The sequence below is a fragment of the Pannonibacter anstelovis genome (genome assembly GCF_036881715.1).
Classification (GTDB): Bacteria; Pseudomonadota; Alphaproteobacteria; order Rhizobiales; family Stappiaceae; genus Pannonibacter; species Pannonibacter anstelovis.
In genome coordinates, this window is the sequence record NZ_JBAKBF010000003.1 from 305,990 (window position 1) to 327,350 (window position 21,361).

Sequence of the window (21,361 nt, forward strand, 5' to 3'; positions counted from 1 at the left end):
AGGCCTGAAACTGCCCTGCGTCAAACGAATGCGGCGGCGATTTGATCGCCACCGGTTGGCCGAGGCTTATAGTCCCGCCCAACCGGTCCGTCAATGCCAAAACCCGAGTCAAAGCGTCATTTGTTGCGGAACTGGGGCGTGCGCTTTTCGATGAAAGCGGCCATGCCCTCGCTCTGGTCTTCCGTTGCAAAGGCCGCATGGAACATGCGGCGCTCGAAGCGGATGCCCTCGGCCAGCGTGGTCTCATAGGCGCGGTTAACGCTTTCCTTGGTCATCATCACCACGGGCATCGAGAAGTCCGCGATCTTCTCCGCCGCCTTCATGGCCTCTTCCATGAGGTCATCCAGCGGCACGATGCGGGAGACGAGGCCGCAGCGCTCGGCCTCTACCGCATCCATCAAGCGGCCGGTCAGGCACATTTCCATGGCCTTGGACTTGCCGATGAAGCGCGTGAGACGCTGGGTGCCGCCCGCACCCGGCAGAACACCGAGGGTGATCTCCGGCTGGCCGAACTTGGCATTGTCGGCAGCCAGGATGAAGTCGCACATCATGGCAAGCTCGCAGCCGCCGCCCAGCGCATAACCGGCCACCGCCGCAATCACCGGCTTGCGGTTGCGCGCCACCCGGTCCCAGGGGGTGATGAGATCGGTCATATAGGCCTTGGCGAAATCGAAGGGCTGCATCTCCTTGATGTCCGCCCCGGCCGCAAAAGCCTTCTGCGAGCCGGTGATGATCACGCAGCCGACGCGCTCGTCTGCCTCATAGGCATCCAGCGCTGCTGCCACCTCGGCCATCAGGGCCGCGTTCAGGGCGTTGAGGGCCTTGGGCCGGTTGAGCGTGATGATGCCCACCTTGCCGCGCTTTTCGGTCAGGATGTTCTCATATGCCATTGCAGTCCTCCGCTGACGGGCTTTGCCCTTCCGGCGGCACCCTGTGGCGCCCCGCTGGCCGGGCCATGACACAAGGGGTAGCTGACGCGCCCGGCACGTGCAAGGCAGGCCGCTCCTCCCCTTTTTGGCGGAGCCTCAGCGCTGGCACTTCGCGCAGTGGAAGGTGGAGCGCCCCGACTGCACCAGCCGCTCTACCGTGCCCTTGCACCCTTCCGTGCGGCAGGGCTCCCCTTCGCGGCCATAGACGGCAAAGCTGTGCTGGAAATAGCCAAGGGTGCCATCGGTCTGCGCATGGTCGCGCAAGGTGGAGCCGCCGGCGGCAATCGCCTCTTCCAGCACCTTGCGGATCGCCGCCGCCAGCCGCTCGCGCGCGGCCACCCGCGCCTTGCCCGGCCCCGTTATGTCACCAGCCGCCCGCTGCGGACTGAGGCCGGAGCGCCACAGCGCCTCGCAGACATAGATATTGCCAAGGCCCGCAATCAGCCGCTGATCCAGAAGCACGGCCTTGAGCGGTGCGGACTTTCCCGCAAACAGCCGGTCGAGCAGATCCGCGTTGAGCGCATTGCCCAAAGGCTCGATGCCCATGGCGGCAAAGAGCGGATGGGAGCTGAGACCGCTGCGCGCCACCAGCTGCATGAAGCCAAAGCGGCGCGGGTCATTATAAATAATCCGGCTTGCCGCTTCCGGCCCCTGACTGCCGGGGGCGGAGAGGTGGAACACGACGTGATCATGCTTTTCGTCGCGGGAGCGGGCATGGGTGAAATCACCCGGCAGAAAACTGTCCGATTGCTGTTCCACCCGGAAGGAGCCGGACATGCCCAGATGCATGACCAGAACCTCGCCGCTGTCGAGATCAGCCAGCAGATATTTCGCCCGGCGGGACAAGGCTGTGACAATCCGCCCCTCCAGCCGCTCCACGAAGCGCTCGGGGAAGGGAAAGCGCAGATCCGGGCGGCGGCATTCGAGTTTCAGGATGCGCGCGCCTTCAAAATCCGGCTGCAGGCCGCGCCTGACCGTCTCGACCTCGGGCAATTCGGGCATGGGAAGACCTACCGATCTTGAGCAAAAGACTATATGGACTGCACAAACCGCCTATATGAGACGCGGGCCCGGCGCAACAATGGCGCTGGCCTGCGGCTTGTACTAAGGTCCGCGCAATTGTGACCCGCGCCCGGAACACCGGCACCGGGCCGCGCGTTGCGGCAGCAGTGCTGCTTCCGTGACCGTCATTCAGGGAGTGACCCGCATGACCGACGAAACTGGCTTTTCCTCCGCAGGCGCCTATGCCTCCAGCCGCGCGCCCGAGGACATGCCGACCAGCTTTGGCTTCCGCACCGTGCGCGAAGGCGAGAAGCAGGGCCTCGTCAACGACGTGTTCCACAAGGTCGCTACCCGCTATGACATCATGAATGATCTGATGTCCGGCGGCCTGCACCGGGTGTGGAAGGACGCGATGGTCTCCACCCTTGCCCCTCCGCACACACCGGGCCGCGGCTGGAAGGTGCTGGATGTGGCCGGCGGCACGGGCGACATTGCCACGCGCATCGTCGAGCGCTCCGGCCGGGCCGTAGAAGCCGTGGTGCTCGACATCAACGGCTCCATGCTGGCTGTGGGGCAGGACCGGGCGGACAAGGCGGGGCTTTCCGGCTCCATCCGCTTCTCGCAGGGCAATGCGGAAGTGCTGCCCTTCCCGGACCGCAGCTTCGATGCGTATACGATCGCCTTCGGCATCCGCAACGTGCCGGAAATCGGCAAGGCCCTTTCGGAGGCCTATCGCGTGCTCAAGCGCGGCGGCCGCTTCCTGTGCCTCGAATTTTCCGAAGTGGACATGCCCGGCCTCGACAAGATCTATGATGCCTTCTCCTTCCACGCCATTCCGGCGATGGGGCAGGCTGTGACCGGTGATGGCGAACCCTACCGCTATCTGGTGGAATCCATCCGCAAGTTCCCCAATCAGGAGCGCTTTGCGCAGATGATCCGCGACGCCGGTTTCGAGCGGGTGACCTACCGCAACTATACCGGCGGCATCGCCGCGCTTCATTCGGGCTGGAAACTCTGATCCATGGCCCTCCCAATACGTCCCTTGCTGCGGCTGGCGCAGGCCGGTTTCGTTCTGGCGCGTGAAGGCGTCTTCGGTCTGTTCAACATTCCAGACCTGCCGCCATCGGCGCGTCTGGCGCTGCGCTTTGCCCGCCTGTTCGAACGCCGTTCCGTGCGCGACAAGAGCGCCCGTTCGCGCCTCTCCGATGCCATGAACCGGCTGGGGCCATCCTATGTGAAGCTCGGCCAGTTTCTCGCAACCCGCGCCGATGTGGTCGGCAAGGAAGCGGCGGCGGAGCTTGCCTATCTGCAGGACAGGCTGCCTGCCTTCAGCCAGAGCGAGGCCGAAGCCTGGGTAGCCGAGCAGCTGATGCGGCCGGTGAGCGAGGTTTTCGTCGAGTTCGGCGAGCCGGTAGCCGCCGCCTCCATCGCGCAGGTTCACCCCGCCATGGTGCGCCAGAGCGACGGCTCCCTGCGCAAGATGGCCGTCAAGGTGCTGCGCCCGGGCGTTGCCCGCCGCTTCCAGCGCGATCTTGAGTGTTTCTATCTGGTTGCGCGCCTCGCCGAGCGCTTCCACGAGCCTTCCCGCCGCCTGCGGCCCCTGGCCGTGGTAGATACGCTGGCCCGCTCGGTGGCGCTGGAAATGGATTTCCGGCTCGAAGCTGCCGCCCTGTCCGAGATGGCCGAGAACACCGCTGAGGATCCCGGCTTCCGCGTGCCCGCTGTCGACTGGATGCGCAGCGCCAAGGGCGTGCTGACGATGGAATGGATCGACGGCACCAAGATGTCCGACGTGGAGGGGCTCACCATTCAGGGCCTCGATCTGGAGCTTCTGGCGGCCAATGTGATCCAGAGCTTCCTCCGCCACACCCTGCGCGACGGCTTCTTCCATGCCGACATGCACCAGGGCAATCTTTTCGTCGAGGCCGATGGCACGCTGGTGGCGGTCGATTTCGGCATCACCGGGCGCCTCGGCAAGGCCGAGCGCCGGTTCCTCGCCGAAATCCTCTACGGCTTCATCACCCGCGATTACCGGCGGGTGGCGGAGGTGCATTTCGAGGCCGGTTACGTGCCGGCCGATCAGGACGTGGATGTGTTCGCCCAGGCGATCCGCGCCATCGGCGAGCCAATCCACGGCCATGATGCCTCGGAAATCTCCATGGCACGGCTCCTCACCCAGCTGTTCGAGGTGACGGAACTGTTCCAGATGCACACCCAGCCGCAGCTGATCATGCTGCAAAAGACCATGGTGGTGGTGGAGGGCGTTGCCCGGACACTGAACCCGCGCCTCGACATGTGGCGCACGGCCGAGCCCGTGGTGGGTGCCTGGATCGCCCAGCATCTGGGGCCTGCTGGACGTCTGCGCGATGCCGGGGCTGCGGTAAACGCTCTTGGCCGTATCGCCAGCGACCTGCCCATTTTCGCCGACCGGGTGGGACGCATGTCGGAAGAGCTGGAAAAGATGGCCCACGAAGGCCTGCGCTTTGATGCCGCGACGGCTGAAGCCATCGGCCGCTCCGAAGCCCGCCACAACCGGTCGGGCCGGGTCGCTCTCTGGATCATCGCTGTTTCGCTTGCAGCAATAGCTGCCAAGGCCTGGTTCTGAAGCCAGGCCAAATCCCGATGAGCCTGCCTCATCGGGATTCTATCAAGCCCGTGCAGCGCCTGAGCAATTTCAAGGCGTGATGCGTCAGCATCGAAAGCCTTTTCAGTGCGCCTCGTCCCAGTTGTCTGCGGCGCGGGCATCGACCTGCAACGGCACGGAGAGCTGCAGCAGCGGCTCGCAGGCGCCTTCCATCACCCGGCGGATCACCGGGATGGCGGCTTCGACTTCTGCCTCTTCCGCCTCGAAGATCAGTTCGTCATGCACCTGCAGCAGCATGCGGATCTTGAGGCCTGCATCCACCAGCGCATCTTCCATCCGCAGCATCGCACGGCGGATGATGTCGGCGGCTGACCCCTGAATGGGCGCGTTGATTGCGGCACGTTCGAAGAAGGCACGCATCGAGGGGTTGGACGTGTTCACATCCGGATAATGCGCCTTGCGGCCGAAGAGGGTGGTGACAAAGCCCTTTTCGTGCACTTCCTTCTTCACCGCTTCCATGTAGTCGCGGATGCCGGGGAAGCGCTGGAAATACATCTTGATGTAGTCGCCCGCCTCCCCGCGTGAAATGCCAAGCTGGGCGGCAAGGCCGAAGGCCGAAATCCCATAGATGATGCCGAAGTTGATCGCCTTGGCGCGGCGGCGGACCATCGGGTCCATATCCTTTACCGGCACGCCGAACATCTCGCTCGCTGTCATGGCGTGGATGTCGAGCCCGTCTGCAAAGGCCTTCTTCAGCTGCGGAATGTCGGCGATATGGGCCAGCACGCGCAGTTCGATCTGGCTGTAGTCGGCGGAAATCAGCTTGTTGCCCTTTTCCGCCACGAAGGCCTTGCGGATCTTGCGGCCCGCTTCCGTGCGCACCGGAATGTTCTGCAGGTTCGGTTCGGATGAGGACAGGCGCCCCGTCGTGGTCGAGGCCAGCGAATAGGACGTGTGAACCCGCTTCGTCTCCGGATTGATGAAGCCGGGCAGGGCATCCGAATAGGTGGACTTCAGCTTGGCAAGCTGGCGCCATTCGACGATCTTTACTGGCAGCTCGTGGCCTTCGGCGGCCAGATCATCCAGCACCGAAACCGAGGTGGACCAGGCGCCGGTCTTGGTCTTCTTGCCGCCGGGCAGGCCCATCTTGCCGAACAGGATGTCGCCCAGCTGCTTGGGCGAGCCGATGTTGAAGGCCTCCCCGGCAAGGGCGTAGATCTCCGACTCCACGGCGGCCATGCCCTGCGCAAATTCGCCGGAAAGGCGCGACAGCATCTGCCGGTCAATGGAAATGCCGCGCCGCTCCATCCGCGCCAGCACCGGCACCATGGGCCGCTCCAGCGTTTCATAGACAGTGGCCATGGCTTCCGCCGCAAGGCGTGGCTTGAGCACCAGCCACAGGCGCAGCGTCACATCCGCATCCTCGGCGGCATAGGCCGAAGCGCGGGAAATCTCCACCTTGTCGAAGGTCACCATCGACTTGCCGGACCCGGCGACGTCCTTGAAGGGAATGGGCGTATGGCCAAGCCAGCGCTCGGACAGCTCGTCCATGCCATTGCCGCCCTTGCCCGCATCCAGCGTGTAGGACAGCAGCATGGTGTCATCATGCGGGCCAACCTCGATGCCGTGGCGGGCCATCACCTGCCAGTCATACTTGAGGTTCTGCGCGATCTTGAGGACGCCGGGGTCTTCCAGCATGGGCTTGAGCACATCAAGCGCGGCCCGCAGCGGAATCTGGCCGGGCACGAGACCGCCGCCGCCCAGAAGATCGCCTTCCCCATCCACATGGCCCAGCGGCACATAGCAGGCCCGGCCCGGGCGGGTCGCCAGCGACACGCCCACGAGTTCGGCCTGCATGGCGTCGAGCGATGTGGTTTCCGTGTCGAAGGCGACGATGCCGGTTTCCATAGCCTCGGCCACCCAGACCTTGAGGCGCTCGATATCCATTACCGTTTCATAGGTGGAATGATCGACCGGGATACGGCGGATTTCCTCCGCACGGGCAGCGGCGAGGTGCTGCGGGGTCATCATACCTTCGGGAGCAGGTGCACTGCCCGGAGCAGCCGGGGCTGTGGAACCGGGCGCGGCTGGCGTGGAAGAGCCGGCGTCAGGCCCGCGCTCCATCATGCGGCCCTTGGCATCAGGCGCATGCCAGCCGGGGATGGTCAGCTCCGCGGGGTCGATGTTGCCCGCCTCAGCGCCGGTTGCTTCGGCAATGCGCCGTGTCAGCGTGGTGAATTCCATTGCCTTGAGGAAGCCGACCGCCTGCGGGCCATTGACCGCCTCCACGGCAAAATGGGTGACCGGAGTTTCCACCGGCACGTCGCATTTCAGCGTCACGAGCTGCTTGGAAATGCGGGCCTGTTCAGCAAACTCGATCAGGTTTTCGCGGCGCTTGGGCTGCTTGATGCTGGCGGCATTGGCCAGCAGGGTTTCAAGGTCGCCATATTCGAGAATCAGCTGCGCTGCCGTCTTCAGGCCGATGCCGGGCACGCCGGGCACGTTGTCGACGCTGTCACCGGCGAGCGACTGCACCTCGATCACCTTGTCCGGGCCGACGCCGAATTTCTCGAAAACCTCCGGCTCGCCGATGATCTTGTTCTTCATCGTGTCGATCATGCCGATGCGCGGGCCGATCAGCTGCATCAGATCCTTGTCGCCCGAGACGATGGTCACGCGCGCGCCCATGGCGGCGGCCTGCGTGGCATAGGTGGCGATCAGGTCATCCGCCTCGAAGCCCTCCTGCTCGATGCAGGGCACGTTGAAGGCGCGGGTCGCCTGACGGATCAGGCCGAACTGCGGGATCAGATCCTCCGGCGGCTCCGGGCGCTGAGCCTTGTAGGCAGGGTAGATGTCATTGCGGAAAGTCTTGGAGGAATGGTCGAAGATGACGGCGAAATGCGTCGGCTCGTCGCCCTTCTCCGGGGTCAGGCCCTCGGTCAGCAGCTTCCACAGCATGTTGCAGAAGCCGGAGACGGCGCCGACCGGCAGGCCATCGCTCTTGCGCGTCAGCGGCGGCAGAGCGTGATAGGCACGGAAAATGAAGGTGGAACCATCGACCAGGATCAGGTGGTCATTGGCGGTGAGGGCGGGGAGTGAAGCATCGTTCGACATGGCGCGGATCATGCCGGGGAACGGGTGCGGATGAAAGGCCTAATAGCGGCTTTGCCCAATCAGCTTCTGCCCGTTGGCTTCTTCTTCTCAGGCAATCCGCGCCCAGCCGGGCCGCTCGATCAGGAAGGTGAACCAGCCGGTGCGGCGGATGAACCACAGGAGCAGCAGCGGCGAGAAGCTGGCCACAAGCGTCACCATCAGGGAAACCGTGCCAATATCCAGCACGCCTGCCTTCAGCAGCAGCACGCGCGACACCGCCATAGGGAAGAAGAAGGCGAGATAGATGACGATGGAATTCTGGCCAATGAAGCGCAGCGGATCGAGAAAGGAAAGCTGCGCCAGCAGGCTGGAAACGAGCACGATGGCCACCGCTCCGGCAAAGCCAAGCGCCAGCGAAACGCCCGGCAGTTCGCTGTAGCCGGCAAAGACGGCAAGACCGTTGACCAGCGCCCACAGCCCAAGCCCGGCGAATGCTGCGGCCCGGTGGGCCGCTGCCCAGTCCGCCAGCGCAAACAAGCGGCTGGCAAATACATAGCCAGCAAAGAAATAGACGAACCGCTCGGCGAAATAATCGGCGATGTAGATTCCGGTTTCGATAGGCAGGATCTGCAGGAGGGCAGCAACCGCCAGCGTCAGCGGCCATGGCACCTTCAGGTCATGCAGAACTTTCGTCACGACGAAAAAGACGGCCAGCAGATAGATGAACCAGAGCGTGCCGAAGGGCTGGACGAAGGAGATCAGATATTCCTGCAACACGCCCCACCAGCCAAGGCCAGCGGCAAAGGACGGGGCCTTGAGCGCGAACTGGATCGTCAGCCAAAGGACATAAAAATAGGCGAAGTGCAGCACCTTGCGGTCGGCATAAAGCCGCCAGGGCCGCGCCAGCACAAGAGCGGTGAAAAGCCCCGAGATCATGAAGAAGTCCGGCATTCGGAAGGGTGCGGCGAATTGCACCACCGGGTGCATCCAGCCCGCCTCACCGGCCGCTTCTTCCACGCCCAGCACCGAATGCATCATCACCACGAAGATGATGCAGACGGCCTTGGCGTGATCCACCCAGCCGATTCGCCCCGCGTCCCCCATTCCGCTCCCCTAATTCCGCGTCCTCCTGCGAGGCTTCTTCGATCCGCGCTCTCCGCAGCGGCGCTTCCTCAAGGCGGACAGACCTGCCGCAGCCTCATTACAGCGCAAAACGCCGCGGTTGTTCGAAGTTCTATCCGGCAAAACGGCGGCTTTCGGCAGTCACTTCTGTGTGAGGGGCGGATGTCAGTTTCCGTCTTGCCAGGGGCTGATGCGCGGATTGCTACCGTCATCAGGCTTGTGACGGGTGCTGGTCCATTCGGCGCCGTCCAGATCCACCACCGGCTCGCCCTGCTTGCGGCGGCGGTTGACCACGACGACAGAAGCACGGCGGGAGAAGAAGCGTGCCAGCGCGATGCGCAGCGGCGGGATGAACAGCAGCAGGCCGATCGTATCGGTCAGGAATCCAGGCAGCAGCAGGAATAGGCTCGCCAGCACCATCATCGCGCCCTGCATCAGGTCGTCGCCGGGCACGCGCCCGGCGTCCAGTTCGGACTGCATGCGTTTGACGAGCGACACCCCCTGCTGGCGCAGCAGCACCGTTCCGGCGACGGCGGTGAACACCGTCAGCAGGATTGTCGGCAGCACGCCAATGGCTTCACCCACCATGATGAAGACGGCGATTTCGGAAAGCGGCAGCAGGATCAGGCCGCCCAGGATCAGCAGAGGCAAGGATTCAAACCCGTTGACAGTTATATAACCGGTACAAGATAGGGTCTGGTTGAATGAAATGCGAGGGATCTGCGCATTTTTGCCACTCTTCCGCCAGGGCAAGGCAGTTATGTCCCCAATCTGGACGGTCCGGATGGACAAGACACTTGCCCCGCGCACTGGATGCTGGTTCAACAGAACCTACATATGGGATCAAATGATTGTCCCGCAGCCCTTTCCGCCGGTCAGACTGATCAAGAAAGGCTGCGGATCGCGGAGAAAGCCCGGTAGCACCAAATGAACGATATTTTTGACGTCACGAACATCATTCTTCTGGGGCTGGCGGTCTTCATCTTCTTCAAGCTCCGCTCCGTCCTGGGCCGCCGCACGGGCAACGAGCGCCCGCCTTATGATCCTTATTCCAAGCCCGCACCGGACAAGAACGGTCAGGCGCGCGCTGAAAGCCCGCGCGACAACGTGGTGCCGCTGCCCGGTTCACAGCAGCAGCGCCAGGAGCCGGAAGAGCAGGCAAACCCTGATCAGCTGGCCGACAAGGTGGCACCGGCGGGGTCCGCGCTGAACCAGGCGCTCCGGCAGGTTCTGTCAGCAGACCGCAGCTTTGATCCGGAGCAGTTCCTCCAGGGTGCCAAGGCTGCTTACGAGATGATTGTCACGGCCTTCGCCGAAGGTGACCGCAAGACGCTGAAGCCCTTGCTGTCCCGCGAAGTATTCGACGGCTTCAACAGCGCCATCTCCGACCGGGAAGGTCGCGGGGAAACGATCGAATCCACCTTTGTCGGCATCGACAAGGCAGAGATTGTGGAAGCCGGGATGAAGGGCAGCATTGCCCAGGTCACGGTGCGCCTGCAGAGCGAGCTGATTTCTGCCACCCGCGACAAGGATGGCCATGTGATTGATGGCGATCCCAACCGGGTCACGGAAGTGGTGGACATCTGGACTTTCGCACGCGATACCACCACACGCGATCCGAACTGGAAGCTGGTGGCAACCGAATCGGCAGGATGACGGTGCCGTCAGCACAGGCATTGCGATGGGCCGCAGCCCCTGCTGCGGCCTTTCTGCGTTTTCGGCGGCATGCGCTGCGGAGCCTTGCCGCAGCATTTTGCCTATGGGGAATTGGCGGGGCCGGAGCCATGACATTCGAAACGGAGCTGCCGCTGAAGCCTGCAGAGTTTTCCAGCCTGAAAGGCTGGGCGCAGGATGATCATCTGGCCGCCCTCAACGCGTTCCTTCGGTTCTGTTCCGGTGATGCGCCAGGATTTGGCGGCCATGCCGCCCTGCAGCGTGCTCTCAAGGCCACGTGCCGGAAGGCACAGGACGGCCGGCCGGCAAAGGATGCTGCCGCCCGCGCCTTCTTCGAACAGGAGTTCCAACCTTACCGTGTTGATGCCGAAGGCTTCGTGACCGCCTATTTCGAGCCGGAGGTGCGCGGTTCTCGCCAGCCCTCGGCTGCCTATCCCGCCCCGCTGTACCGGGCACCGGACGGCCTGACCACCCTGAAGCCGGGTGAGGCACCGAAGAAGCTGGCGGGCCTGACCCATGCGCTGAAAACGCCAAGGGGATTCAGTGAAATGCCGGACCGCGGTGCCATCATGGATGGCGCGCTGAAGGGCAGGGGGCTGGAGCTCGTCTGGCTGGCCGACCCGATTGATGCCTATTTCGTCCATGTGCAAGGTTCCACCCGGATCCGTCTTGAGGACGGATCGGTGATGCGGGCCGGCTATGCCGGCAAGACCGGCCATCCCTATACCGCCATCGGCAAGGTGCTGGTGGAGGCAGGTGAAGGCACGCCGGAAGACTTCACCATGCAGGGTCTGCGCGCCTGGCTGAAGGCCAATCCAGAGCGGATGGACGAACTCTTCCGCCGCAACCGCTCCTTCATCTTCTTCCGGGAGGTGACGGAGGTTCCGCCGGACCTTGGCCCGATCGGCGCCGCCACCCTGCCGCTGGTGCCGGGCCGGAGCCTTGCCGTTGATCCGCGCTTTCACAGCTATGGCCTGCCGGTCTTCGTCGGAGCGGACCTGTCCGGCGCTGGTCTGGCGCAGCCGCAGTGGCAGCGGTTGATGATCGCCGATGACACGGGCTCGGCCATTCGCGGGGCCGCACGCGGCGACATTTTCATGGGCTCTGGTGATGCAGCGGGCGCCGCAGCAGGCGCGGTGCGCCACAAGGCCACTTTCACAATTCTGCTGCCGCGTGTCCTTACGCCGAAAACGCGGGGGGAAGGCACATGAGCGGACGGCGGGGGCGCAAGAGTCTTTCCACGGAAGACAAGCAGATATGGTCGAAGGTCGCGGCAACGCTGACCCCATTGAAGACTACGCGCCCGCTGGAACCGGACCCGGATCTGGAGCATGAACTGAGCCTTGCCGAGGAAATGGCACGTGCCGGTATCGCCATGACAGACGCAGGACAGGGAGCTGGTACGGCGGAGACGGCCATTCGCACCCCCGCCCGGCCCAAGGGTCCGCCGCCGCTGGCACCGCTGGAACGGCGGGTGCGGCAGAAGATCGTGCGCGGCATGCGCAGCTTTGATGCTCGCATCGACCTGCACGGAATGACCCAGCATGAAGCGCATGACCAATTGCGCGGATTCCTGCATGTGGCCTATCAGCGCGGCCACGTGATTGTGCTCGTCATCACCGGAAAGGGCGGTCGCGGCATGAATGGAAGCAGCTCAGCCGGACATGGCACGCCCTATATGGACGAGCGCGGCATTCTGCGGCGTGTGGTGCCGCAATGGCTTGCCATGGCGGATCTGCGGCATATCGTTCTTGGGTTTGAGGAAGCGCACCTGACCCACGGCGGGTCCGGCGCGCTCTATGTGCGCCTGCGCAAGCGCAAGGCGTAACGGCAAGGGCAGGGCGAAAGACAGGGGCAGGAAGGGCATGACACCGCTGGGAGCCAAGATCAGGGAAATGAGGGCCAAGCGCGGCATCTCGCTGAAGGAGATGGCGTCAGGCCTAGCCGTCTCGAGCGCCTATCTGTCAGCGCTGGAGCATGGCAAACGCGGCAAGCCGACCTGGTTTCTGGTTCAACGAATCATAACGTTTTTCAATGTCATCTGGGACGAGGCGGAGGAAATCCAGCGTCTGGCCGAGATTTCCGATCCAAAGGTGACCATCGACACTTCGGGGCTGGACCCGAAGGCAACGGAGTTCACCAATCTGCTGGCGCGCAAGATCGAAGGTCTGTCACCGGACTCGCTTGATCATCTGCTGCATCAGCTGAGGGTCGTTGCCGCCAGGGATGGCGTTTGACGGAAGGGGCTTGTGCCCAAAGTCAGGCCTTGCACAGTTTAGAGGCTTTGAGGGCGCGCGGCAGCGATATAGGGTCCGGCGCGCCGGAGCACTGTCCTGACGGGGCAGGCCCAGACAGGACGAGCAGACATGAAGCTTCCCGCAGACGACCTGAATGAGCTTATCAATGCAGAGGCCCTGCGCGAACGGCTGACAGCCCTGACCGCACCTCATGACGGCAAGGGCACCGATCTGAAGGTGCGCGCCGCCGTACTTGGCGAGTTGAAGGCAGCCTACAAGGCTGGACGGGATCTGGCGCAGGAAGGCCTGAAGCGCGATGGCAGCGGCCTTGCCTGCGCCCAGCGCCTGAGCCATCTGCAGGATGAGCTGATCCGCGTCATCTATGATTTCGCGCTCTGGCATGTCTACCAGATCAAGAATCCCTCCGCTGCCGAACGTATGGCCATTGTGGCGGTGGGGGGCTACGGGCGCGGCACACTTGCGCCGGGCTCCGACATCGATCTGCTGTTCCTTCTGCCCTACAAGCAGACCCCCTGGGGCGAGCAGGTGGTGGAATATATCCTCTACATGCTGTGGGATCTGGGCTTCAAGGTCGGCCATGCCACCCGCAACATCGACGAGTGCATCCGCCTCGCCAGGCAGGACATGACGATCCGCACGGCCATTCTGGAGGCCCGCTTCATCTGGGGCGAGGAGCCGCTGTTCGAGGATCTGCAGACCCGCTTCGATGCGGAAGTCGTGGCCGGCACAAGCTCCGAGTTCATCGCCGCAAAGCTTGCCGAGCGCGACGACCGGCACAAGCGGCAGGGCACCTCGCGCTATCTGGTCGAGCCGAACATCAAGGAAGGCAAGGGCGGCCTGCGCGACCTGAACACCCTGTTCTGGATCGCCAAGTATCATTACCGCGTGCGCACCCAGTCCGATCTCGTGTCGCAGGGCGTGCTGTCCCGGGCTGAATACAACCGCTTCGTCAAATGCGAGGACTTCCTGTGGGCGGTGCGCTGCCACGTGCATTTCCTCACCGGGCGGCCGGAAGAACGCCTGTCCTTTGACCTGCAGCGGGAGATCGCCATCCGGCTCGGCTACACCCAGCATCCAGGCCAGAAGGACGTGGAGCGCTTCATGAAGCACTACTTCCTTGTGGCCAAGGATGTGGGCGACCTGACGCGCATCTTCTGCTCGGCGCTGGAAGACCAGCATGTGAAGAAACCGCATGGCACGGGCATCGGCGGGCTGATGCTGCGGCTGCGCGGTGCGCGCGGCAGTGCTGTGCAGCCGATCCGCGAGGCCCCCGGCTTCGTTGTCGAGAATGGCCGCATCAATGCCGCATCAGACACGGTGTTCAAGGATGACCCTGTCAACCTGATCCGTGTGTTTCAGGTGGCGGACAGACTGGAGCACCATCTCCATCCGGAGCTCATGAAGCGGATCCACCGCTCCCTGTCGCTCATCAATGGGGCCTTGCGGGACAATCCGGAAGCCAACCGGCTGTTCCTGTCCATCCTCACCTCCCGCAACCACCCGGAAGAGACGCTGCGCGCCATGAATGAGGCGGGCGTTCTGGGCCGCTTCGTGCCGGACTTCGGCAAGGTGGTGGCGATGATGCAGTTCAACATGTACCACCACTATACGGTGGACGAGCATCTGATCCGCTCCATCGGCGTGCTGGCCGAAATCGAGCGCGGTGATGCGGGCGAGGGCAATCCGCTTTCCACCCAGCTGATCAAGACCATCCAGAACCGCAAGGTTCTCTATGTGGCCATGTTCCTGCATGACATCGCCAAGGGAAGGCCCGAGGATCATTCCATCGCCGGGGCGCGCATTGCCCGCAAGATCTGCCCGCGCTTCGGTCTCAGCGCTTCCGAGACCGATACGGTCGCCTGGCTGGTGGAGCATCACCTCGACATGAGCACCTATGCCCAGTCGCGCGATCTCTCCGACCGCAAGACCATCACCGACTTTGCCCATATCGTGCAGAGCATGGAGCGGCTGAAGCTGCTGCTGATCCTGACCGTGGCCGATATCCGCGCTGTGGGGCCGGGTGTCTTCAACGGCTGGAAAGGCCAGCTGCTGCGCACGCTCTATTACGAATGCGAACCGCTGCTGACCGGCGGCCACAGCCAGCTGAGCCGCAAGGAACGGGTAGCCGATGCCAAGGCGCGGCTTGAGGAAAAGCTGTCATCCTGGCCGGAAGCCGCACGCAAGGACTATGTGGCGCGGCATTATCCGGCCTACTGGCTGCGCACCGAGCCTGAGCGAACGCTGGCCCATGCGCAGATGATCCACAACGCCGATCTCAAGCACGAGCGCTTCGCTTCAGCGGTCACAACCCGCGCCTTTGAAGGCGTAACCGAGATCACCCTGCTGGCGCCGGACCATCCGCGCCTTCTGTCGTCCATTGCAGGCGCCTGCTTCGTGACCGGGGCAAACATCGTCGACGCTCAGATCGACACGACCACGGATGGCTTTGCGCTCGACACGATCTTCGTCAGCCGCGAGCTGCCTGATGACGCGGATGAGCGGCGGCGGGGCGAGCGGATCACAGAGCTGATCCTCAAGACGCTGCGCGGTGAAGCCCCTTTGCCCGAGCACGTGAGCAAGAAGACAGCAGTAAAGGGCCGGATGAAGGCTTTCCGCATCAACGCGGATGTGATCGTCAACAACTCATCCTCCGACAATTACACGATCATCGAGGTGAGCGGCCTCGACCGGCCCGGCCTCCTGTATGACCTCACCCGCGCCATGGCGACGCTGAACCTCAACATCGGCTCGGCCCACATTTCCACCTTCGGCGAGCGGGTGGTGGACGTGTTCTATGTCACCGACCTGACCGGACAGAAGATCTCCAACGTTGCCCGGCAGGATGTGATCCGCGAGCGGCTGGTGCAGGCCGTGGACGGCAAGCTTGAAACAAATTCCGGGGCGGCGGCACTGGTGACGCAATCCTGACCAGCAGGCGGATCCATACCCCATGAGCATGCTGCGGAATTTTGCCACTGTCGGCGGCGCCACTCTCGCCAGCCGTCTGATGGGCTTTGCGCGCGATGCCATGCTGGCGGCGGTGGTGGGCACCGGGCCGGTGGCCGATGCCTTTGTCGTTGCCTTCCGGCTGCCAAACCTCTTCCGCCGGCTTTTTGCGGAAGGCGCCTTCAATTCCGCCTTCGTGCCATTGTTCGGCCGCACGCTGGAGGAAGAGGGTGAGGAAGCGGCGCGCCGGGTGGCCGGGGAGATTGCCGCGGCCCTGTTCTGGACGCTTATGGCGCTGACGGCACTGGCGCAGCTTTTCATGCCTGTGGTGGTCTGGGCGCTGGCACCGGGCTTTCTGGCGGATCCCGGAAAGTTCGACCTCACCGTGCTGATGTCGCGGGTTGCCTTCCCCTATCTCCTGTTCATGTCCATGCTGGCCTTTGCCGCCGGCATTCTCAACACCTACCACCGCTTTGCGGCAGCGGCTTTCGCACCTGTCGTGCTGAATGTGGTGATGTGCGCCGTCCTCGCGGCAATCGCGCTCGCCGGTGTCTCCGAAGAGCGGATCCTGGCCCTGTCCTTGAGCGGCGGCGTTGCCGTGGCAGGCATCGTGCAGCTTGTCTTCGTGCTGGCGGGGTTGAAGCGTCTCGGCTTCCACGTGCCGGTGATGCGCCCGCGTCTCACTCCGGCCGTGCGGCGGCTGGCCGTGCTTGGCGTGCCGGGGGTGATTGCCGGCGGCATCACCCAGATCAACATCGTCGTCGGGCAGGTGATTGCCTCGGGTGAGGCCAGCGCCAATGCGCTGCTCTATTATGCCGACCGGCTCTATCAGCTGCCGCTGGGCGTCATTGGCATCGCCGTGGGCGTCGTGCTGCTGCCCAGCCTGACGCGGCAGCTGCGATCCGGCCAGGGGGCTGTCTTCCGCCAGACGCTGAACGGAGCGATGGAGTTTTCCCTCGCCCTGACGCTGCCTGCCTCTGTCGCTCTGGTGCTGATCCCGGAGGAAATCGTCTCCGTCCTGTTCCAGCGCGGTGCGTTTGACCGGGCGGCGGTGGAGGGCACCGCGCTGGCTCTGGCTGCCTTTGCCTGGGGCCTGCCTGCCTTCGTGCTGCACAAGGTGTTTGCCCCCGGCTTTTTTGCCCGCGAGGACATGCGCACGCCCATGTGGTGCGCAGGCATCAGCGCCGTGATCAACCTTGTCCTGTCGCTGCTGCTGTTCCCTGAATTCCGGCATACAGGGATTGCCGCTGCCACAAGCATTTCAGGCTGGGTCAACACCGTGCTGCTCGGCCTTGCCCTGTGGCGCAGCGGCTATTTCGTGCCGGACCGGCTGGTGCTGCGCAAGGTGGCGCTGCTGTTCGTGGCCAGCCTGCTGATGGGTGCAGCAGTGGAACTCCTGTCCGGGCCACTGGCGCCGCTGCTGACCAGCGGCCACCTCTCCATCCGCCTTGCGGGGCTGATGCTGCTGACAGGATCCGGCATGGCCGTGTTTGCCCTCTTTGCCCAGCTCACCGGCGGCGCCGATCTCATCGCCTTCGCCCGCCGCCTGCGCAAGGGCCGGGAAAAAGGCGAAGACGGCAAACGCGATGCCATGCCCGGCTTCATGTCCGATTGAAGCCCAAAGCTCACGGCTTGCCTTGCCGCCAGCGGTTCGCCATAAGAACAGCGGCATCCTGCCTTCCCATTTACGGGCCCTTCCAACCGGCCAACTCTCAGGGACTTGATCATGACGGCTTTCCAGCCCCGCTGTTTTTCTGGTGTCCAGCCAACCGGCAATCTCCATCTCGGCAATTATCTGGGCGCCGTTTCCCGCTGGGTGCCGCTGCAGGACCAGATGCCGTCGATCTTCTGCGTCGTTGATCTGCATGCCATCACGGCCGGGTTCCCGGATGCAGGCGAGCTGAAGAGCGCGACCCGTGAGGTGACCGCCGCCTATATCGCCGCCGGCATCGACCCGAAGCGCTCCATCATCTTCAACCAGAGCCAGGTGAAGGAACACGCGGAACTGGCGTGGATCTTCAACTGCGTCGCCCGCATGGGCTGGCTGAACCGGATGACCCAGTTCAAGGACAAGGCCGGCAAGAACAGCGAGAACGCCTCCGTTGGCCTCTTTGCCTATCCGAACCTGATGGCCGCCGACATTCTGGCCTACCGCGCCACCCATGTGCCGGTGGGCGATGACCAGAAGCAGCATCTGGAGCTGACCCGCGATATCGCGCAGAAGTTCAACAACGACTTTGCGGAGCGCATCAAGGAGCTGGGCATCGGCGTGCCGAACCCCACGCCCTCGCCGGAAGTCCCGGACGAGCTTTATCTGCCGCTGCCCGAGCCGATGATCGCAGGCCCCGCCACCCGCATCATGAGCCTGCGCGACGGCACCAAGAAGATGTCCAAGTCGGACCCGTCCGACCTGTCACGCATCAACCTTGCCGACGATGCGGATGCCATCTCCAAGAAGGTGAAGAAGGCCAAGACCGATCCCGAGCCGCTGCCGGGCGATGTGGAAGGCCTGAAGGGCCGCCCCGAGGCGGACAATCTCGTCGGCATCTTTGCAGCTCTCGCAGGCAAGACGAAGGAAGAGGTCATCCGCGATTACGGCGGGCAGCCGTTCTCCGTCTTCAAGCCGGCGCTGGCGGATCTTGCCGTCGACAAGCTGGCGCCGCTTTCGGGCGAAATGCGCCGCCTGATGGCTGATCCGGCCGAAATCGACAAGGTGCTGAAGGCAGGCGCGGAAAGCGCCTCGGCCATTGCCGAACCGGTGCTGCGCGACATGCGCAAGATCATCGGCTTCCTCGACGTGCGCTGAACCACAAGGAGACACCCATGGACTTCCTCAAGATGATGAAGCAGGCCAAGCAGATGCAGGAGAAGATGGGCTCCCTGCAGGAAAGCCTGGCCGCCGTTGAAGTGACCGGCAGCGCCGGTGCCGGTCTTGTCACCGTCACCCTGTCGGGCAAGGGCGACATGAAGGGCCTGAAGATCGACCCTTCGCTGGCAAAGGAAGACGAGGTGGAAATCCTCGAAGACCTGATCCTCGCCGCCCATAATGATGCCAAGGCCAAGGCCGAGGCGATGATGGCGGAAAAGACGCAGGAACTCATGAGCGGCATGGGACTGCCCGCCGGCTTCAAGCTGCCGTTCTGAGGGAGCGGGGGTTCTCTGCCGAGCCCTTTCTGCCCCCCTCCCCCTCGTGGGGAGGGGCTGGGGGTGGGGGGCTCAGCGTCTCGCGTGCCGCTGAGTCTCATGAATGCCACGCCGCACCACCTCTTGAAGGCGCTCTACAGGAAGAACTGCTCATTAGATGATTGCAGGCTCAGAGCCCCCCACCCCTTACCCCTCCCCACAAGGGGGAGGGGGGCGGCGGTGTGCCTCCGGAAAGTAGATGCATCATTGCGGGCGACGTCCAAACCTGATGTGTGAACCCGGTAGCGCAAAGAGGCAGAGGCCTGCCCCGGGCACCGGCTTGTATCTGCGGGCACTTGCCTGCAAACAGAAGAACCGAAGTTTCTGACCAGCGTCCGCTAGGGATCACAAGGGGGCATCATGGCCAGCCGGAAGGTTGCAGGACCCGAGATTGAACGCCTGATCCAGCTTCTTGCGAAGCTGCCGGGCCTTGGTCCCCGTTCGGCGCGCCGGGCGGCGCTGCATCTCATCAAGAAGAAAGAGCAGCTGCTCGTGCCGCTCGCCTCCGCCATGGCTGTGGCGGTGGAGAAGGTGGGCGTGTGCTCGGTCTGCGGCACGGTCGACACGTCTGATCCTTGCGCCATCTGCTGCGATCCGGCCCGCGACGAGGGACTGCTGGTCGTGGTTGAGGATGTGGCCGATCTCTGGGCGCTGGAGCGGGCGGCAGCCCTCAATGCCCGCTATCACGTGCTCGGCGGCACCCTGTCGCCGCTGGATGGCGTCGGCCCGGAGGATCTCAACATCGCCTCGCTGGTGGAGCGGGTGAACCGGGGCGGCATCCGCGAGGTGATCCTGGCGATCAGCGCCACGGTGGAAGGGCAGACGACGGCCCATTACGTCACCGGCGAACTGGCCGCCTCCGGCGTTACCGTTTCGCGCCTCGCCCACGGCGTGCCGGTGGGCGGGGAGCTGGACTATCTCGACGAAGGCACACTGGCACAGGCCCTGAAGGCCCGCACCCGGCTCTGACCCTTTTTCGTGTCAGTGAGACGGGCCTGCCTCGTAGACGAGGAAAGAGCAGGGCATCGGCCCGGTCAGGCGGAACACCTCCTGCGCCTGCGCAAAGCCTGCGGCAAGGCCGAGAGACTTCCAGCCATCCAGCGTCTCGGGAAAATCAAAGCTGTTGATGTGCTGCCACATGTGGTCGAACTCGTCCGGGGCAAGCACGGCCCAAGCCTGACGCAATTCATCCGCCATCCGCGCCATGAAGGCGTCACGGGTCAATCCGTCCGGCAGCACGGGTTCATAGACTGCCATCATCCCGCCCTTGCGCAAGGCGTTGCGGGCCAGGGCAAAGAGCTGACGCTTCTCGTCCTGCGGCAGGTGATGCAGCGACAGGCCGCACCAGATCACATCCACCGGTCCACAGGCCTGCGCAGACAGAGCACTCAGCATGTCGGTTTCCTCCAGCGTGACCTGGAAGGGGGCAGAGGCAAGGTTGTCGCGTGCCAGTGACAGAGCCATGGCCGAAAGATCGATGCCGCGATAGGTGGAAACCGGGCAGCGACTCAGCACGCTGCTGGTGACGGTGGCATCGCCACAGGCGAGCTCCAGAATGGAAAAGGGCGCCGGAAACCGGGCGGAAATCTCCCGCTCCAGCACTTCGGCCACCTCCACATGGCCGAAAAGCCCGGTGCTGGTGAGCTTGCGGTAGATGCCCCATTCGAAGCGGAACAGATCCGCCGCATTCTGCTTGCTGCTTGCCGGCATGCTCTCCTCCCACGGAAATAGGCCGCAACCGTCCCGCATGGTACACCAATTTACCCGGGTCACCAATGGACGCTGTTGCAGTCTGAACTGTGAATGACCGTTTGGGGTTCCCTGCCTTGTGGCAGATGCGAGCGGCACTTATCTCTCGCCGGAAACGCAATGTGACACGCGAATGCTGGAAACTGGCAATGATTTCTGATGCAATCCGTGCACTGGGACAGGTCTTTGAGCCTGCTTTCAGGGCAATTCTGATCAAATCCCTGGCTTTCACGCTGGCTGTCCTGGTGGTGGTGTGGATCGGGTTGCAGGCGCTGGTCGCCGGGTTTGTGGAACTGCCCTATCCATGGCTCGATACGGTGGTGACGATCCTGACCGGCATCGGCGCCATCTTCGCGCTGGGCTTTCTGGTGGCGCCGGTGACGGCGCTTTTTGCCGGATTCTTTCAGGATGACGTGGCTGAAATCGTCGAGCGGACGAATTATCCGGCCGATATGCCGGGCAAGGCCATGCCGCTGGGAACATCGCTGCTCTCGACCCTGCGGTTCACGGGCGTGGTCATTCTGGGCAATCTTTTTGCGCTGGTGCTGCTGCTGGTTCCAGGCATCAACCTCATCGCCTTCTTCGTGGTCAATGCCTATCTGCTGGGCCGCGAGTTCTTCGAGTTCGCCGCCTCCCGCTTCATGCCGTTAACGGAAGCCCGCCGCATGCGGCAGGCAAACAGCGGCAAGGTGTTCATGGCGGGCCTGCTGATTGCGGCTGTCCTGGCAGTGCCGCTGCTGAACCTTGTCACACCGGTCTTTGCGACAATTTTCATGGTCCACCTTTTCAAACGGCTTTCCTTGAGCCGCCGGGTATGATTG

Annotated in this window: 18 protein-coding genes; 12 read left to right on the forward strand and 6 right to left on the reverse strand. The window is 63.6% G+C overall.

Annotation, left to right across the window (positions count from 1 at the left end; translation table 11 throughout):
* Positions 1-116 precede the first annotated feature (116 nt).
* Together V6L75_RS06695 and mutM are read right to left on the reverse strand one after the other, a co-directional pair.
* On the reverse strand, positions 117-890 hold the full coding sequence (locus V6L75_RS06695; RefSeq protein ID WP_334250740.1) for an enoyl-CoA hydratase: 774 nt from the start codon (positions 888-890) through the stop codon (positions 117-119).
* Positions 891-1,025: 135 nt separating this feature from the next.
* The gene (mutM, locus tag V6L75_RS06700) at positions 1,026-1,931 is read right to left on the reverse strand and encodes a bifunctional DNA-formamidopyrimidine glycosylase/DNA-(apurinic or apyrimidinic site) lyase (RefSeq protein ID WP_334250741.1); all 906 of its coding nucleotides are present in this window, start codon (positions 1,929-1,931) and stop codon (positions 1,026-1,028) included.
* Positions 1,932-2,199: 268 nt separating this feature from the next.
* Between mutM and ubiE the strand changes: the two genes are divergently transcribed.
* Both ubiE and ubiB read left to right on the forward strand, forming a co-directional pair.
* Positions 2,200-2,949: a bifunctional demethylmenaquinone methyltransferase/2-methoxy-6-polyprenyl-1,4-benzoquinol methylase UbiE gene (ubiE, locus tag V6L75_RS06705; protein ID WP_334250918.1), complete on the forward strand. Its 750-nt coding sequence runs from the start codon at positions 2,200-2,202 to the stop codon at positions 2,947-2,949.
* A 3-nt stretch (positions 2,950-2,952) separates the two neighbouring features.
* The gene (ubiB, locus tag V6L75_RS06710; RefSeq protein WP_334250742.1) at positions 2,953-4,536 is read left to right on the forward strand and encodes a 2-polyprenylphenol 6-hydroxylase; all 1,584 of its coding nucleotides are present in this window, start codon (positions 2,953-2,955) and stop codon (positions 4,534-4,536) included.
* A gap of 102 nt (positions 4,537-4,638) precedes the next feature.
* On the opposite strand, the gene polA is transcribed toward ubiB, so the two are convergent.
* The 3 genes from polA to V6L75_RS06725 all read right to left on the reverse strand — a co-directional run bounded on the left by polA (position 4,639) and on the right by V6L75_RS06725 (position 9,381).
* Entirely contained in the window at positions 4,639-7,629 is a 2,991-nt protein-coding gene (gene polA, locus V6L75_RS06715; protein ID WP_425498696.1) for a DNA polymerase I, read from the reverse strand.
* An 87-nt stretch (positions 7,630-7,716) separates the two neighbouring features.
* Positions 7,717-8,712: an acyltransferase family protein gene (locus V6L75_RS06720; protein WP_334250744.1), complete on the reverse strand. Its 996-nt coding sequence runs from the start codon at positions 8,710-8,712 to the stop codon at positions 7,717-7,719.
* A gap of 183 nt (positions 8,713-8,895) precedes the next feature.
* Complete coding sequence (locus V6L75_RS06725; protein ID WP_334250745.1) at positions 8,896-9,381, reverse strand: FxsA family protein; 486 nt, start codon at positions 9,379-9,381, stop codon at positions 8,896-8,898.
* A 276-nt stretch (positions 9,382-9,657) separates the two neighbouring features.
* Here V6L75_RS06725 and V6L75_RS06730 point away from each other — a divergent pair, with 276 nt between their 5' ends.
* The 9 genes from V6L75_RS06730 (at position 9,658) to recR (ending at position 19,760) form a co-directional block, all read left to right on the forward strand.
* A complete protein-coding gene (locus V6L75_RS06730) occupies positions 9,658-10,386 on the forward strand; it encodes a Tim44/TimA family putative adaptor protein (RefSeq protein ID WP_334250746.1) in 729 nt (242 codons plus the stop codon).
* Between the two features lie 128 nt (positions 10,387-10,514).
* Entirely contained in the window at positions 10,515-11,615 is a 1,101-nt protein-coding gene (mltA, locus tag V6L75_RS06735; protein WP_334250747.1) for a murein transglycosylase A, read from the forward strand.
* Positions 11,612-12,232: a Smr/MutS family protein gene (locus tag V6L75_RS06740; protein ID WP_334250748.1), complete on the forward strand. Its 621-nt coding sequence runs from the start codon at positions 11,612-11,614 to the stop codon at positions 12,230-12,232. Before mltA ends, V6L75_RS06740 begins: the two co-directional genes overlap by 4 nt.
* Before the next feature lie 37 nt (positions 12,233-12,269).
* On the forward strand, positions 12,270-12,641 hold the full coding sequence (locus V6L75_RS06745) for a helix-turn-helix domain-containing protein (RefSeq protein WP_334250749.1): 372 nt from the start codon (positions 12,270-12,272) through the stop codon (positions 12,639-12,641).
* A gap of 129 nt (positions 12,642-12,770) precedes the next feature.
* Entirely contained in the window at positions 12,771-15,590 is a 2,820-nt protein-coding gene (locus V6L75_RS06750) for a [protein-PII] uridylyltransferase (RefSeq protein ID WP_334250750.1), read from the forward strand.
* A 22-nt stretch (positions 15,591-15,612) separates the two neighbouring features.
* Positions 15,613-17,223 carry a murein biosynthesis integral membrane protein MurJ gene (gene murJ / locus V6L75_RS06755; protein ID WP_334250751.1) on the forward strand — a complete coding sequence of 537 codons (1,611 nt, stop codon included), beginning with the start codon at positions 15,613-15,615 and terminating at the stop codon, positions 17,221-17,223.
* A gap of 111 nt (positions 17,224-17,334) precedes the next feature.
* Complete coding sequence (trpS, locus tag V6L75_RS06760; protein ID WP_050473638.1) at positions 17,335-18,414, forward strand: tryptophan--tRNA ligase; 1,080 nt, start codon at positions 17,335-17,337, stop codon at positions 18,412-18,414.
* Positions 18,415-18,431: 17 nt separating this feature from the next.
* Positions 18,432-18,752, forward strand: coding sequence for a YbaB/EbfC family nucleoid-associated protein (locus V6L75_RS06765; protein ID WP_050473639.1), 321 nt, complete (start codon positions 18,432-18,434; stop codon positions 18,750-18,752).
* 399 nt (positions 18,753-19,151) lie between these two features.
* Entirely contained in the window at positions 19,152-19,760 is a 609-nt protein-coding gene (recR, locus tag V6L75_RS06770) for a recombination mediator RecR (protein ID WP_058898393.1), read from the forward strand.
* Between the two features lie 12 nt (positions 19,761-19,772).
* Here recR and V6L75_RS06775 read toward each other — a convergent pair whose 3' ends face one another.
* Complete coding sequence (locus tag V6L75_RS06775) at positions 19,773-20,501, reverse strand: class I SAM-dependent methyltransferase (RefSeq protein ID WP_334250752.1); 729 nt, start codon at positions 20,499-20,501, stop codon at positions 19,773-19,775.
* Positions 20,502-20,689: 188 nt separating this feature from the next.
* Between V6L75_RS06775 and V6L75_RS06780 the strand changes: the two genes are divergently transcribed.
* Positions 20,690-21,358 carry a sulfate transporter family protein gene (locus tag V6L75_RS06780; protein ID WP_334250753.1) on the forward strand — a complete coding sequence of 223 codons (669 nt, stop codon included), beginning with the start codon at positions 20,690-20,692 and terminating at the stop codon, positions 21,356-21,358.
* Positions 21,359-21,361: the final 3 nt, after the last annotated feature.